Origin of the sequence: Porphyrobacter sp. LM 6 (genome assembly GCF_001720465.1) — a bacterium.
Taxonomy (GTDB): Bacteria; Pseudomonadota; Alphaproteobacteria; order Sphingomonadales; family Sphingomonadaceae; genus Erythrobacter.
Genome location: NZ_CP017113.1, coordinates 63,481 through 77,318, shown reverse-complemented (window position 1 = coordinate 77,318; position 13,838 = coordinate 63,481). Strand labels below are relative to the sequence as shown.

Below are 13,838 nucleotides of genomic sequence, written 5' to 3'. Positions count from 1 at the left end.
TGTGCCCAAGGCTGATACCTCTGCCGGTCTGGAGACCCGACCTTAGGGAGGATGACATGGGGACTATCAGACGGACTGCCGTGCGTGGTGCTTTCATCGGCTTGGCCGCAGCCAGCCTTTCGGGCTGCGTCGTCAGCATCGTCGATGATGAACCGGATCGCGCCGAAGCGGTGCCGTCGCCGCCGGTGCCGATGGTGTGCAACGCTGCCCCCGCACAATATCACATCGGCCATGACGCGACCCAATCGATGGGGCAGGCGATCCTCAAGGACAGCGGCGCGGCCAGCCTGCGCTGGGGCGCACCGAACTCCGCATGGACGATGGATTACCGCGAAGACCGCGTGAACGTGCGCTACGACAGCAAGATGAAAATCACCGAGATCACCTGCGGATGAGCGGGCGGACCCGGGTCACCTCCGGATCCCCTTACGAGGCGGCCTTCGGCTTCGCCCGCGCGGTGCGCGTGGGTGACCGGATCATTGTCGCTGGCACCGGCCCGGTCGAACCCGACGGCTCGACCACACCCGGCGGCGCGGCTGAACAGGCTGAGCGGTGCTGCGCGATCATCCTCGCCGCGATCGAGGAACTGGGCGGTTCGGCCAACGACCTTGTGCGCACCCGGATGCTGCTGACTGACCCGTCCGATCAAGACGCTGTCGGCGCGGTGCACGCCCGGTTCTTCGGGGCAGCCCGTCCGGCGGCGACCATGGCAGGCGTGGCGTGGCTGTGCCGCCCCGAATGGCGGGTCGAGATCGAGGCCGAGGCTGTGGTGAGCGCCTGATGCTGCGGGTTCTGGGCTATCTTGCAGCCATTTTGGCCGGGGGCATCATCGGGACGGGCAGTGCCTTGTGGATGGCCGGATTGCTGCCTGGCGCCAACACGCTGGCTTTTGGCGATGTCAATGTCGGTGGCTGGCGCAGCGACTTTGCGATCGGCTCCGAGGCAGCCGATCCCTACACTCGCGCGCGGGTGGCGCGGCATGGATTGCTGGCGCTGGCGCGGGCCGAGGCAGTCTATCTGACCCGCAATACAGATGAGGACGGCCGGCCTCTCACCGACGCCTGCACCTATCGCCTGTCGGGCGGCAAGATGCCCGCGGCATGGTGGTCGGTCACGTTGTATGATGCGGCAAGCATGTTGCCTGCGAATACCGACGAGGCGCTCAGTATAGATGCCAGTCGCGCTGGGCCAGAGGCGTGGGAGGCCGTGATTGCGGCTGAACGGCCTGCGGACGAGAGGCTCTGGATTTCGAGTCGCAAGGCCGGGACTTTCGATCTGACGTTGCGGCTCTATGTTCCGGACGCTGCCTTGATTGAGACACCCGCCAGAGTGTTGCTCCCGCCACGCATCGAGCGTTTGGCTTGTGACCCGGAGAGTGCGTGATGAAGCGTTGGGCGGGTCCGCTGGTAACGGCACTGGTCTTCGCGATGGCTGCCCATGTCGCCGTGCTGCATTTCGCACCCGGCGTAATCATGGGACAGGCAATGGAGGCGCTGGCCGCCCGCGGCGTGCAGCTGCACCGCTTCAACAGCCCCAAGCGCGTTACCCCGCAAAGCCAGACGGTGGTGCGCTCTTCGCCTGATCTCTTTTACGCGCTGTGCCGCTATGATCTGGCCGATCCGGGGGTGCAGCTGGTGCTGCGGATGGGTGAATGGCCCGATTACCAGTCGCTCTCGTTCTTCTCAGCGCAGACCGACAATTTCGCCACCATCAGAGGTTCCGGCAAGGCCGTGGCCGTGCGCCTCTTGCCGCCCGGCAGCGCGACGGAGAAGGGGGCGATTGTCAGCCCCACCGCTAAAGGCGTGATCCTGATCCGCCGCCTTGCGCCCGATATCCCGCGCTTTGCGGCAGCTGCAACTGCGAGCAAGGGGGATCGCTGCCGTCTTGAATCTCGCGGGAGTATCGTGCCCCCTGCGGCGGCGTATTGACCCGCGCCTAGCAAATTTCCTCAGGCTACAGGCCCGCGCCAGCCTTTTCCAACTCGGCAAACCCCGTTAGAGCACCTCGCCATGCAAGGACAATTCCAACTTACCGATGACCAGCTTGCGATCCGCGAGATGGCGCAGCGGTTCACCGCCGACAACATAACTCCGCACGCCGCCGAGTGGGACGAGAAGCACATCTTCCCCAAGGACGTGATCCAGCGCAGCGCCGAATTGGGTTTTGGGGCGATCTACGTGTCCGAGGCATCGGGAGGGATTGGCCTCGGCCGGCTTGAAGCGGCGCTGATCATGGAGGCGATGGCCTATGGCTGCCCTTCGACCTCGGCGTTCATCTCGATCCACAACATGGCCGCCTGGATGATCGACCGCTTCGGCGGCGAGACAGTGAAGGCCAAGTATCTCCCCAGTCTCGTCACGATGGAGAAGATCGCCAGCTACTGCCTGACCGAGCCGGGCTCCGGCTCGGACGCCGCGGCGCTCAAGACCACCGCCCGGCGGGATGGCGATCATTACGTGCTCAACGGCACTAAGCAGTTCATCTCGGGCGCGGGCGCGAACGAGATCTACGTCGCGATGGTTCGCACCGGCGAGGATGGCCCCAAGGGCATTTCCTGCTTGGTGATCGAAAAGGACATGCCGGGCGTAAACTTCGGCGCGCAGGAGAAGAAGCTCGGCTGGCATTCGCAGCCGACCGCGCAGCTCATCCTTGAAGACGTGCGCGTGCCGGTCGAAAACCTCGTCGGGGCTGAGGGCGAAGGCTTCCGCATCGCGATGATGGGGCTGGATGGCGGGCGGCTTAATATCGGTGCCTGCTCGCTCGGCGGGGCGCAGCGCTGCCTTGATGAAGCGATCAAGTACACCAAGGACCGCAAGCAGTTCGGCCAGGCGGTGGCCGATTTCCAGAACACCCAGTTCATGCTCGCCGACATGGCGACCGATCTGGAGGCGTCGCGCGCGCTGCTCTATCTCGCCGCCGCCAAGGTGACCGACAACGCACCCGACAAGACGCGCTTTTCGGCGATGGCCAAGCGGTTGGCGACGGACAATGGTTCGGCGATCGTCGACCGCGCGCTCCAGCTGTTCGGCGGCTATGGCTATCTTCAGGATTACCCGATCGAACGCTTTTGGCGTGATCTGCGGGTGCACTCGATCCTCGAAGGCACCAACCAGGTGATGCGCATGGTCGTGGGCCGGGACCTGCTGCGCCAGTGATGGGCACGCGCCTCGCCCTGACGACGATGGTGGTTCCCGATTACGATTCGGGGATTGCGTTCTTCGTTGGTGCGCTGGGCTTCGATCTGATCGAGGACAGCGACATGGGCGGTGGCAAGCGCTGGGTGGTTGTCGGCGGCAAGGATGGTGGCAGGTTGCTCCTCGCCCGCGCCGCCAACGATGCGCAGGCGGCTGCCATTGGCAACCAGACCGGTGGGCGGGTTGGCTTTTTCGCGCACACCGATGATTTCACAGCCACCCGGGCGCGGCTTGTCGATGCCGGGGTGACGTTCCACGAACAACCGCGCCGCGAGCCCTATGGCACCGTCGCGGTGTTCAGCGATCCGTTCGGCAACCGCTGGGACCTGATCGAGCCGAAAGTTATGTAGCAATGACCGATGACGTACTGATCCGCACCAATGGCCCGATCGGCCACATCAGCCTCAACCGCCCCAAGGCGCTCCACGCGCTGACACTCGAGATGTGCCACGCCATGAGCGCCGCGCTGACCGCGTGGGCGAAGGATGATGCCATCAAGGCCGTGATCCTCGATCACGACGAAGGCCGCGGCTTCTGCGCTGGGGGCGATATCGCCTTCCTGCGCAATTCGGCGCTGAACGACGGCGGCGTATCGGGTCGCAAGTTCTTCCACGACGAATACCAGCTAAATCACCAGATGTTCACCTACGGCAAGCCGATCGTCGCCTTCATGGACGGCATCACAATGGGCGGCGGCGTGGGCATCAGCCAGCCCGCCAAGTTCCGCGTGGCGACCGAGAACACCCGCTTCGCCATGCCCGAAACCGGGATCGGCCTGTTCCCCGATGTGGGGGGCGGCTGGTATCTCTCGCGGCTCGGGCGGCGGCTGGGCCAGTTCCTCGCGCTCACCGGCGCGCGGCTTGATGGCTCGGAGTGCCTGTGGACGGGTCTGGCCACGCATTACGTGCCGCACGAGATGCTGGAAGATTTGAAGGCACGTATTCACGACCACCCGGACCGGATCGCGGGCATCCTGTCCGAACCCGTCGGCACCCCGCCCAAGGCGCGGATCGAGGCCAATGCCGGCAAGATCGCCAAGCATTTCGCTTCGGACGTCTATGAGGACATCCTCGCCAGTCTCGAAGCCGCTGCCGATGCGGGTGACGACTGGGCGATGAAGGAGCGCGACACGCTCGGCACCAAGAGCCCGCAGACCTGCAAGGTCGCGCTGCGCCAGCTCGCAGAGAGCGCGAAGCTTACCGATTTTGCCGACAATATGCGGATGGAATACCGCATCGCCAGCCGCGTACTCGTCCGACCCGACTTTGCGGAGGGTGTGCGCGCGGTGATCGTCGACAAGACCAATGATCCCAAGTGGGACCCGGCCACCCCCGAAGATGTGACCGCGGGCCTGCTCAACGCGATTTTCGCGCCCCTGCCTGCCGATGAAGAATGGAAGCCCTTATGACCTACGAAACCATCACCGCCGAAGCCGATGCGCGGGCTACCCCAGGCGTTACACTGCTGACGATCAACCGCCCGCAGGCGCTGAACGCGCTCAATTCCAAGGTTCTGGAAGAGTTGATCGACGCTTTCGCCGCCTATCAGGCAGACAGCACGCAGCTGTGCGCGATCCTCACCGGCAGCGGCGACAAGGCCTTTGCCGCCGGCGCGGACATCAAGGAAATGGCCGACAAGGCCGCGGCCGACTTCTTCCTTGATGATTTCTTTGGCCCGTGGACATCCGAGATCGTCAAGAAGACCCGCAAGCCCTGGATCGCGGCCGTGAACGGCTTCGCGCTGGGCGGAGGGTGCGAGCTGGCGATGATGGCCGATTTCATCATTGCCTCGGATAAGGCCAAGTTCGGCCAGCCCGAAATCAAGCTGGGCGTCGCGCCCGGCATGGGAGGATCGCAGCGGCTGACCCGCGCGATCGGCAAGTCGAAGTCGATGGAAATGTGCCTCACCGGCCGGATGATGGACGCGGTCGAGGCCGAGCGCAGCAATCTGGTGGCGCGCGTGGTGCCGCATGAGGAACTGATCGCCGAGACGCTCAAGACCGCCGCGACCATTGCTGCCATGCCGCCGATGGCTGTGATCGCCAACAAGGAAATGGTGAACTCGGCCTTCGAGATGACCCTCGATCAGGGTCTGATCGTCGAGCGACGCATCTTCCAGATCCTCACCGCGAGCGAGGACAAGGCCGAGGGCATGGCCGCCTTTATCGAAAAGCGTGAAGGGCAGTGGAAGGGGCGTTAAGCCAGCCAAACTGTAGGGGACTGACATGAAAATCGCCTTTATCGGCCTCGGCAACATGGGCGGCGGGATGGCCGCGAACCTTGTGAAGGCCGGCCACGATGTGCGCGCCTTTGACCTGTCCGAACTAGCGCTTGCCGCCGCCCAGGCTGCCGGTTGCAGCACTTTTGGCACCGCCAGAGAAGCGTGTGAGGGGGTGGAGGCAGTCGTGTCGATGCTGCCCAACGGCGAGATCGTCAAACAGGTCTATTGGGACGATGTGATTGGCCATGCGCCCGAGGGAGCGGTCCTGCTCGATTGCTCGACCATCGACGTTGCCACCGCGCGCGAGGTGATTTCTGTTACCCAGCAGCACGGCTACCAGATGGTCGATGCGCCGGTCTCGGGCGGGATCGCGGCTGCCAATGGCGGCACATTGACCTTCATGGTTGGAGGCACCAAGGAGGCCTTCGATCGCGCCCAGCCTATACTTGCCGCCATGGGCAAGGCGGTGATCCATGCAGGCGATGCGGGCAACGGGCAGGCGGCCAAGATCTGCAACAACATGCTCCTGGCGATCCACATGATCGGCACCTGCGAGGCCTTCGCCATGGCCGAAAAGCTTGGGCTCGACGCGCAGACCTTCTACGATATTTCGAGTGTCTCGTCCGGCCAGTGCTGGTCGATGACGAGCTATTGCCCGGTGCCCGGTGTCGGGCCAGTGACCCCGGCAGATAATGGCTATCAGGGCGGGTTCGCTGCCGGGCTGATGCTGAAGGACCTGCGTTTGGCGATGGAGGCGGCGCGTGCTGCGGGCGCGAAGGTCGAACTGGGCGAGCACGCCCGCGCGATTTATGATGCCTTCGCCAAGGACAATGCGGGCACTGATTTCTCCGGCATTATCCGCACAATGTGACGAGGATTGGAGGCGGCGGAGGTCAGAAGTTTGTCAGGGCTATCGCGCCGGCCTATCTTGTCTATCGCCGCGATCTGCTGGGGAGCGACAAGGCCAAGGCCGTCGATATGATGAACAGTAGGATTACGGAGCCGAGCAGGTCGCCTACAAATACCGTGAGGATTTGGATTCCGCCGCCCTCGAGGCGCCCAATGGTCCACAGGTATCCGTTCAACGTGACAGCGTTCAAGCTAGCGCAGAGTGTGGACAAGAGGACGATGTGTCGAGCCCCCAGGCCGGCAAGATTGCGCGGGATGTCCATCGCCCACTTGCCCAGAGACACTGCAATCCAGGGCGTGACGCCCAAGGTGATCGCAAAAATCGCCTCATGAAGCGCGCTACTTCCCGTCGTGCCGTAGACGGTAAGGTAGGCCCCAAGAACCAGACCCGCTGCCCCCGCCCTGTCAAAGAGTAGAATGGTCAGCGGACGAAAGGCGGCGGGGAGGAATATCCAATGCGCGTTTGGCGTGTGCTCAAAGTCAGAGAAAATCCACTCGTTCAACTTAAAAAGTGCGAACCAAGCGAGAGCAATTCCAAGTATTTGAGTTACTGCCCCGCTTAACTTTGCAGATCCAAAATTCACTTGCCGCGTCTCTCCACGATCAGTCCCTCAAGAGCCAGGCTGATGCGTTCTCCGTAATCCAAAGCCAGGGGGGCGGGATCAATTAACTTTACACGCCTGTCAGTTTGATGGGCGCGCAGCGTGATCAAGCCCTTGTCGCGTAGGCTGATAATCCGCCTGTAGGCCGTCGCACCTGACACGTCCGTCATGTCCCGCATTATCTCACCGACAGAGATGTCACGAGCCTCATGCCAGCGGACCAGCAGGATCCTCAGGAGCTGCTCCTCCTCTGCGCTCATCACGCCAAAGGGGGACAGGGCGCTGATGGCGCTGAGGAGGTTAAGCAGCCTTATGTGCAGGGGCCCGTCAATCACCGCAAGAAACTCTCAGCCGCACCTGGAACTGTCAATACGCTCGATGACGGCGGCAGTCGATTTTTTCATTTATGAAAACATATTGCCAGGCACATTCCTCCACGCTAGTGGCCCGTACGCGACCCGAGAGGCAGGCGCCATGTGGCTATCTGCCGCCTCCATAACTACCCAGCCCCCCTCTCGGGGGCTGGGGACTTTTCGCCGTAATCCGAGCATACGCGGTATCCGGACACCTCGCCAGCATCGCGATGAACTCCGCCAGACGCCTGCGAACTGTGGCCCAGTGAAGGGCCTGCCTTTCCTCGCCGATGGCGGGCGACCCGAGGCAGCATAGTTCAATCCGGCACGCCTGCCGCTATTGCGAGCCGTTCGGGCGGCGGGTTTGCCAATGCCGGCGGCTGACATCAATTCGGCGCAGTTTATCCGCTGGGGGCGGCGCGAGCCGAGGCGCGCGCCCCAAGCGCGTAGGCTAGGCTCGCGAGGCTGATGATGTGCGCGCCATAGGCGCAGGCTGAGTGGTGGGCCCCGATGGGCGTGGCCACCATCGTCATATAGACGGCCCAGGCCCTCCGCCAGCCCGATCGCCTCGTCTGGCAGGTGATGCAAGTGCCGGCCGTCTGGCGCCAGGGGAGAGTGGCCACTCGCCACGCGCACGACCATGAGGCGTAGTGCGTCAAGGGACGGGGGCCGGGGACGGGAGGGCGACCCGACGCGCCTGGATTGCGCCGAAATTGTGAAGGGCGCTCACGCAGCGCAGCGGCAGTGCGACAAGCGCGCGCTCGAGTGGCGCCTGATCAGCACAGTCGCCGCACAGGCGTCAACGCGCGAGGCCGTATGGGACCCCAAGATCTAGGGCGCGCAATTGGGGCGGGCGACTGCCCAAAACTGCCCCAGGCGGCGCGTGGAAAAACCGCCGGCTACCGAAGCGCAGCGCCTGGCGCTGCGCTTCGGCTTAATGTCGCGCGCCGTCAGGGGGCGGGAACGACGCCGATCGTGTCGCGGATGGGGTCCTTGTCGAAGTTGATCTGGCCGCCATTGCCGACCACACCGTTCGCCCCTACCTGCAGCAGGATGCCGGCGAGGTGCGGCGCGGCCATCGAGGTCCCCGAGATCGCCCTGTAGCCGCTTCCGATCCAGGTAGAATTGATATTGGAGCCGGGCTCGCTGAAGTCGATGGGAGGATTGCCGAAATTCGAGAAGCTCGACAAGTTGCCATTGCTGTCGAAGGAGGACACGGTGTAGATGTTGGCTCCGTTGGCGCGGGCTGGCGAGTAATTCCCAGCATTGGCCGCGCTGTTGCCGGCAGCAATCACGAAGCGCACACCTGTCGCCGCAGCGTTGATCACCGCCGTATCGAGCGCCGAACTCGCCCCGCCGCCGAGGCTCATGTTGGCGACATCGCCTGCGCGGCCGTTCTGGGCGACGTGATCGACGCCCGCGATTACGCCCGAATTGCTGCCCGAACCGCTTCGGTCGAGCACACGTATGGCTACGACCAACGCGCCAGGTGCGACGCCGATTACGCCAATCTCATTGTCGATAGCGGCAACGGTTCCCGCCACATGGGTGCCGTGGCCATTGGCGTCGTTGGGTGACCTGTCGCTGACGAAGCTGACCGAGCGCTGAGTGTCTACCCTCAGGTCGGGGTGGTTCAGCTGGATCCCGGTGTCGATGATCCACGCGGTCGCAAAAGTGCCCGCACGGCCGCCATTCACGCGGTCGATCCCCCATGGCCTAGTCTCAGCCGGCTGGGGTGTCGTGGTGCCTCCCCCCTTCTTCTGGGACGTCATGACCACCTGATCCTGTTCGCAATAGCGGATCGAGCGGCTCTTCGCGCGCATGTTGGCCAGGCCCTGCGCCGAGGCATTCACCGCAAAGCCCCGGAGAGCCTTGGTGTAGACGTGAGTGACCCGTCCGCCGCCAGCCTCAGCAGCCTTCTGCGCGGCTGCAGGCACCTGTCCTGCCGTGATCGTGCCGTCGAAGACGCAAATGTAGCTGCCGGGGATCTTGTCGCCCGGCCTTTGCGCGCTCGCGGGTGCGGCCAGTGCCAACAGCGGCAAGGATGCCACGATTGCGATAAATTGTCTGGTCATAAGGTTTACCTCCCAAGATATTGGTTCGTTTTTTAGCCTATGCGGGTGGGAGATGCCTAGGCAACCTAAAGATTTACTGAAGTTTTGCCGCAAACCAACAGGCGCCTGACAAAAAGCAGCGGCTCGTGATTGTGAATTTGCCCGGATCCGGCTCTCAAGACTGGGCTCAGGGCCCATCAAATCGCTTACGCAGGAGATTGATTTTATTGTGTTTCGTGCGCCTTCGGCTCCAATGGCGGGGCTGAGGAGGCGCCGCTGTGGCCTGAAGTCTGGCTGTGGGGCGGGGCTCCGATGCGCAGGATTGAGCCGCATTACGATTGCCGCACGGCATCCCGCGGGTCGATGATCGGCCGACTGTGAGGGGCATCGTCTTCGTGATGAGGAACGGGCTGCGCTGGCGTGATGCGCCGGTCGGATCATGGCCCACACAAGACGATCTAAAGGCGCGTCATCCGCCGGAGCCATCCCCCCCGCGACACCATAATTCTCCTCCGCACGATTGCGTTATTCAAGCTCTGTAGTCTCAAGCCTTTTGGTCAGCTTCAGCCGACAGGAACCAGCGCGCGTCACCCTCTAGGCCTAAGGCAGTCAATCGGCCCGATTGATATGCGCCGGTGTCAATTCCTATCCGCCCGACTTGAACGTCTGGCTGGGCGGTGACGGTGTGCCCATGAATGACGCAGGACGCGCTAGTTGGGCGGGAGCTGAGGAACGGCTCCCTAATCCACCGCAGGTCCGCCAACGTCTGATCTTGGAGATCTACCCCCGGCCTCACCCCCGCATGCACAAATAGGTAGTCACCCACGGTGATCTTATCTTCCAAGTTTTCAAGGAACCGGCGGTGCTCGGCTGGCAGCGCGGCAAGCAAGCGCTGTCTTACCTCCTCAAAGGTCAGGCGATTATACTCGCTTGGGTCCTCTAGGTATGACAGGACGGTTTCGCGTCCACCGTGGGATAGAAAGGGCCTTACGTACCTATCGTCCTCGAGGCACTTTAGGAACATCTCCTCGTGGTTCCCGCATAAGGTGCGTAGATGTCGCCTGGCGCCAAGTTTGATGGCGGCATCGATCACCCCCGCGCTATCCGGCCCGCGATCGACAAGATCTCCCAACAATATAATTGTCGTATTGGCGCTAGGCCTTGCTTTATCGTCAGCCTCGACTTGTTCAATCAGTCGCTCAAACAGATCGAGACGGCCATGAATGTCGCCAACAGCGTAGACGCGTTCTCCAGCCGGAATTCTATAAACTGGCTTTGCTGGCGCTCGAGCAAACCACTTTTTCAAAATGCTCGCCATGGTGGGGTATCAGGTTCTGCTGAGAGGGTGCCCCAGGTATGTAGCGGGACGAGCGACGACAATCCACCGTCTGGCGCATAAACACCTTTTGGGCAATCGATTTACCGCACTCGCAAATCGAGAAATCTGGCCAGTCGGAGTGGAAGTGAGGGCTGAAAATGCAATCACAGGCTGGGGGATTTCTTTGGGGTTCGGCGATGCTATCCGCGCAAGGGGCAGCCTGACTATGCTATCCCAGCTGCGCAGCTAGGCGCTTATGCCTTAGAGTGGCACCGCAATCTCGGTAGTGGCCTGACGCTCCGGCCACCGGTCTGCGCGCTCGGCTCGATCCGTGGGCGCTGAGACCTGCCTCTCGGAAAGCCAATACGTTTATCGGAGTTCGGGATTGGCCGTCATTGCTTTTTGGATGCCGGTGTCTGCCGCCGATTGGGCCAGGTAGACTGCTACTTCGCGCCGATCCCGCCAAAAACCACGCGCAGCGTCTTCAGGGCGATAAGGACATCAAGCCACAGGGAGAGGTTCTTCACGTAGTAGAAGTCAAGGCGAAGCTTGGTGTGCACCGCGTCGAGTTCTGCGACATGGCCCTGATTGACCTGCGCCCACCCGGTGATGCCCGGGCGAACGATATGCCTGTAGTCGTAGAAGGGGATCTCAGCCTGGTACCACCGGGCGAGTGCGCGAGCTTCGGGCCGAGGGCCTATCCAGCTCATTTCGCCCCTGAGAATGTTCCAAACCTGCGGCAATTCATCCATGCGCGTCTTGCGAAGGATTTTCCCGATGCGGGTTACGCGGCTATCGTCGCTGCGCGTGATGGCATCGTCGCGGCGGGCGTGTTCATCGTCTTCGACTTCACGTTCCCGCATCGTGCGAAACTTCACCATGGTGAAGAATTCCCCCCGATAGCCGAGCCGCTCCTGCCGGAAGAAGATAGGGCCTGGGCCATCAAGCCGGATGAGTAGCGCGATCAGGGCCATTAAGGTCAGCAGAAATGGCGCCAGAACTACCGCAGCAACGACGTCAATAAGTCGCTTCGCCTTACGGTAGGGCAGGTTGGGCATCAGGGAGCCGAGGTCATTCTCGCGCAGGTGCGAGATGCGGACCTCTCCCGTCAGCTCTTCCTCGATGAGGCGATAGTGATAAACGGGAATACCTTTGAGTGCGGCGCGTGCGATGGCCCGCTCCCACTCTGGCGAGAGGTCGTGGTGAAGATCTGCCACGACTGCGCCAGCAATCTCCTGGTCGGCGATCAGCTGCTCAAGCTGCGACGGGCTGCGCAACTCGGTAAATCCGCGCCGCCCGAGTATGTTTCCGACTTCTCCGCCGGGGATTACGTAGTCGCGCGAGATATTGCTGATGCGGCGCAAGCGAATGGTGTTCAAGTAACTGACGGCAAGCGTAAAAAATCCGCAGGCGAGGAAGAGAGACCAAGAGGTTTCAGTGCGCGCCAGAGAGTTTACAGTGAAGACGGCCCCGAACACGATAGCGTTCACCGGGATCACATAGGAAAGCAGGCGCGTCTTTGCGTAACTCCGCAGTTGCCTGAGCGTGTAACAAATTGCCAAGTTTGATGCGGTTATCTGCGCAATCCAGCCATCATGAAGTGCCTGCGACACGGGAATGGACAGGGCCAGTGACCATGCAGCCGCAGGCAAGACAATGCCGACCAGCAGATAGGCGGCAACCTCCAGCAGGCCCGATCCGGAGGGCGTGGGGGATGCCGATGCGGCCTTGGTCTGGAGGGCTCTCATGTGACCGCGCCCGCCCTCAAGGATGTGCGGGGGCGCAGATCACTTGGGCCGCGAGGCGACAAAAAGACCCGCACGGTGCTGCTGGTCAGGGCGGCGGGACTTCCACAAGTCATCAGGCCACAACCCAGCAGGCGCATCGCGCGGCATTGCGGCCAGCATAACCGCAGGCGCCAGCTTGGGGGTGTATCCGACGAAGCCGTGAAGCCCAATGACTGGAGATAGGGCGGCAGGCGCTCTTTGGCGCGTCCGCTACAACTATGCGGCGAGGGACAACTCTCATCTGCTTCATGGCTCAGCTCGCACGTCGGAGGTCTGCGACGGCAATCGACACACGTGTCGCCTTACCCATGATATCAAGAAGGAGCCACGCTCGCTCATTGGGACCGACCGCATCAAGCCGTCCGACAAAGCCCGCGAAGGGCCCGTCTGCAACCATGACACGGTCGCCAGTTCGGGCGTCGAGGCGGGGGCGCATGATGCCGTCTTCGTCGCACATCCGCATTAGTTCGGTGACCAGCTCCGGTGCGACTGGCGCCGGACTTCCGCCGAAGCTGACCAGGCGAGCGACCCCGTAAGTCGAGCGAATGACCCGCCACGGTGCGTGCTGGGGGTCAAATCCGACGAACATGTAGCCCGCAAAATACGGGCGAGAGGCTGAGACAAGGTTGCGTCCCCGGCGCAGGGCATAACGCTCGAGGGGGAGGAAGACGTCAAAGCCCTGACGCACCAGATTGCGCTCGGCGATATGCGCGGCATTCGGCTTGGCTTGAACTGCAAACCATGCGCTGACACGATCGCGCGGCTGCGCGTTGGGCTTGGCGTGTTCGAGTCGGGCCGCGGGGTGCATTGTAAGAACCCTTATCATTCATTGCCTAAATCAAAGCGATCCCGGAGGCACAGTCGCCACCTCTGGTGCGGTAGGGCGTTCCATAAACACGTCGATTGTCGCGAGAGGATTAAGCCTTAGGTGTTGCCGCCTGCCACGAGGTTGCGGCGGATTTGGATAGCCCAGCCCACGGCCGAGCGAAACTTTCAAAAATGATTGTAAGCTCGTGTACCAGCTCAATGGCGGCCGTGTCCACCAACAGCCACATTGAGGAGTGGTCCAGCGTAAATGCTTGATCTGCCGTGATCGGGCGCTTGGCGCGCCGAGCTGACCCAGTCGGCTTGATATCGTGGGCTGGCTCGCGCCTACTCCACGATAGATCTGGGCAGACTGCAGGTGCGCGTCGCCAGGCGAGAATACATTCTGGGCGTCGACCGACAAAACACTCGGATATGGCTTGCTTCCAGTGCTCACTAACACGTCCGTTCCGCGGCGTCAGAATTCTGTTCAACCGGCCTTGGGGTCCGGCCGGCCATGCTCGTGGTTAAGGGGGCATCAGTGATAAAGATAGTGGCCCCCAGGAAGGTGCTTTCATATATGAAAGCTGTGCCGTC

General features: G+C 62.3%; 15 protein-coding genes and 1 pseudogene. 10 read left to right on the top strand and 6 right to left on the bottom strand.

The genetic code is table 11. The features are described 5' to 3' along the window. The first annotated feature begins 56 nt into the window (after positions 1-56). The 9 genes from BG023_RS00420 to mmsB all read left to right on the top strand — a co-directional run bounded on the left by BG023_RS00420 (position 57) and on the right by mmsB (position 6,285). On the top strand, positions 57-395 hold the full coding sequence (locus BG023_RS00420; protein WP_069308698.1) for an I78 family peptidase inhibitor: 339 nt from the start codon (positions 57-59) through the stop codon (positions 393-395). Beyond that, positions 392-781, top strand: coding sequence for a RidA family protein (locus BG023_RS00415; protein WP_069308697.1), 390 nt, complete (start codon positions 392-394; stop codon positions 779-781). The genes BG023_RS00420 and BG023_RS00415 overlap by 4 nt, the downstream gene beginning before the upstream one ends. After that, positions 781-1,383, top strand: a complete 603-nt coding sequence (locus BG023_RS00410) for a DUF1214 domain-containing protein (RefSeq protein ID WP_069308696.1) — start codon at positions 781-783, stop codon at positions 1,381-1,383. Before BG023_RS00415 ends, BG023_RS00410 begins: the two co-directional genes overlap by 1 nt. Further along, complete coding sequence (locus BG023_RS00405) at positions 1,383-1,928, top strand: DUF1254 domain-containing protein (RefSeq protein WP_069308695.1); 546 nt, start codon at positions 1,383-1,385, stop codon at positions 1,926-1,928. Before BG023_RS00410 ends, BG023_RS00405 begins: the two co-directional genes overlap by 1 nt. Positions 1,929-2,009: 81 nt before the next feature. After that, positions 2,010-3,155: an acyl-CoA dehydrogenase family protein gene (locus BG023_RS00400; protein ID WP_069308694.1), complete on the top strand. Its 1,146-nt coding sequence runs from the start codon at positions 2,010-2,012 to the stop codon at positions 3,153-3,155. Next, entirely contained in the window at positions 3,155-3,544 is a 390-nt protein-coding gene (locus BG023_RS00395) for a VOC family protein (protein WP_069308693.1), read from the top strand. Before BG023_RS00400 ends, BG023_RS00395 begins: the two co-directional genes overlap by 1 nt. Positions 3,545-3,546: 2 nt before the next feature. Then, on the top strand, positions 3,547-4,602 hold the full coding sequence (locus BG023_RS00390; protein WP_069308692.1) for an enoyl-CoA hydratase/isomerase family protein: 1,056 nt from the start codon (positions 3,547-3,549) through the stop codon (positions 4,600-4,602). Then, positions 4,599-5,393, top strand: a complete 795-nt coding sequence (locus BG023_RS00385; protein ID WP_069308691.1) for an enoyl-CoA hydratase-related protein — start codon at positions 4,599-4,601, stop codon at positions 5,391-5,393. The genes BG023_RS00390 and BG023_RS00385 overlap by 4 nt, the downstream gene beginning before the upstream one ends. A gap of 25 nt (positions 5,394-5,418) precedes the next feature. After that, on the top strand, positions 5,419-6,285 hold the full coding sequence (mmsB, locus tag BG023_RS00380; RefSeq protein ID WP_069308690.1) for a 3-hydroxyisobutyrate dehydrogenase: 867 nt from the start codon (positions 5,419-5,421) through the stop codon (positions 6,283-6,285). A gap of 61 nt (positions 6,286-6,346) precedes the next feature. Here mmsB and BG023_RS00375 read toward each other — a convergent pair whose 3' ends face one another. The 3 genes from BG023_RS00375 to BG023_RS00355 all read right to left on the bottom strand — a co-directional run bounded on the left by BG023_RS00375 (position 6,347) and on the right by BG023_RS00355 (position 9,353). After that, positions 6,347-6,826 (bottom strand): hypothetical protein, encoded by a 480-nt coding sequence (locus BG023_RS00375; protein ID WP_069308689.1) that lies wholly within the window; start codon positions 6,824-6,826, stop codon positions 6,347-6,349. 77 nt (positions 6,827-6,903) lie between these two features. Further along, positions 6,904-7,260, bottom strand: a complete 357-nt coding sequence (locus tag BG023_RS00370; protein WP_069308688.1) for a hypothetical protein — start codon at positions 7,258-7,260, stop codon at positions 6,904-6,906. A gap of 968 nt (positions 7,261-8,228) precedes the next feature. Further along, positions 8,229-9,353 (bottom strand): S8 family serine peptidase, encoded by a 1,125-nt coding sequence (locus BG023_RS00355; protein WP_069308685.1) that lies wholly within the window; start codon positions 9,351-9,353, stop codon positions 8,229-8,231. 323 nt (positions 9,354-9,676) lie between these two features. Here BG023_RS00355 and BG023_RS14995 point away from each other — a divergent pair. Continuing rightward, positions 9,677-9,791: pseudogene (locus tag BG023_RS14995) on the top strand (transposase); the annotation flags it as partial. Between the two features lie 85 nt (positions 9,792-9,876). On the opposite strand, the gene BG023_RS00350 reads toward BG023_RS14995, so the two are convergent. The 3 genes from BG023_RS00350 to nusG form a co-directional block, all read right to left on the bottom strand. Continuing rightward, on the bottom strand, positions 9,877-10,650 hold the full coding sequence (locus BG023_RS00350; protein ID WP_069308684.1) for a metallophosphoesterase family protein: 774 nt from the start codon (positions 10,648-10,650) through the stop codon (positions 9,877-9,879). Positions 10,651-11,093: 443 nt separating this feature from the next. Continuing rightward, positions 11,094-12,398 carry a sugar transferase gene (locus BG023_RS00345; RefSeq protein WP_069308683.1) on the bottom strand — a complete coding sequence of 435 codons (1,305 nt, stop codon included), beginning with the start codon at positions 12,396-12,398 and terminating at the stop codon, positions 11,094-11,096. A 292-nt stretch (positions 12,399-12,690) separates the two neighbouring features. Then, positions 12,691-13,245 carry a transcription termination/antitermination protein NusG gene (nusG, locus tag BG023_RS00340; protein WP_069308682.1) on the bottom strand — a complete coding sequence of 185 codons (555 nt, stop codon included), beginning with the start codon at positions 13,243-13,245 and terminating at the stop codon, positions 12,691-12,693. Positions 13,246-13,838: the final 593 nt, after the last annotated feature.

Coding starts and splice junctions, on each gene's coding strand:
- BG023_RS00420 (WP_069308698.1), top strand. CDS start 57: ATGGGGACTATCAGACGGACTGCCGTGCGTGGTGCTTTCATCGGCTTG.
- BG023_RS00415 (WP_069308697.1), top strand. CDS start 392: ATGAGCGGGCGGACCCGGGTCACCTCCGGATCCCCTTACGAGGCGGCC.
- BG023_RS00410 (WP_069308696.1), top strand. CDS start 781: ATGCTGCGGGTTCTGGGCTATCTTGCAGCCATTTTGGCCGGGGGCATC.
- BG023_RS00405 (WP_069308695.1), top strand. CDS start 1,383: ATGAAGCGTTGGGCGGGTCCGCTGGTAACGGCACTGGTCTTCGCGATG.
- BG023_RS00400 (WP_069308694.1), top strand. CDS start 2,010: ATGCAAGGACAATTCCAACTTACCGATGACCAGCTTGCGATCCGCGAG.
- BG023_RS00395 (WP_069308693.1), top strand. CDS start 3,155: ATGGGCACGCGCCTCGCCCTGACGACGATGGTGGTTCCCGATTACGAT.
- BG023_RS00390 (WP_069308692.1), top strand. CDS start 3,547: ATGACCGATGACGTACTGATCCGCACCAATGGCCCGATCGGCCACATC.
- BG023_RS00385 (WP_069308691.1), top strand. CDS start 4,599: ATGACCTACGAAACCATCACCGCCGAAGCCGATGCGCGGGCTACCCCA.
- mmsB (WP_069308690.1), top strand. CDS start 5,419: ATGAAAATCGCCTTTATCGGCCTCGGCAACATGGGCGGCGGGATGGCC.
- BG023_RS00355 (WP_069308685.1), bottom strand. CDS start 9,353: ATGACCAGACAATTTATCGCAATCGTGGCATCCTTGCCGCTGTTGGCA.
- BG023_RS00350 (WP_069308684.1), bottom strand. CDS start 10,650: ATGGCGAGCATTTTGAAAAAGTGGTTTGCTCGAGCGCCAGCAAAGCCA.
- BG023_RS00345 (WP_069308683.1), bottom strand. CDS start 12,398: ATGAGAGCCCTCCAGACCAAGGCCGCATCGGCATCCCCCACGCCCTCC.
- nusG (WP_069308682.1), bottom strand. CDS start 13,245: ATGCACCCCGCGGCCCGACTCGAACACGCCAAGCCCAACGCGCAGCCG.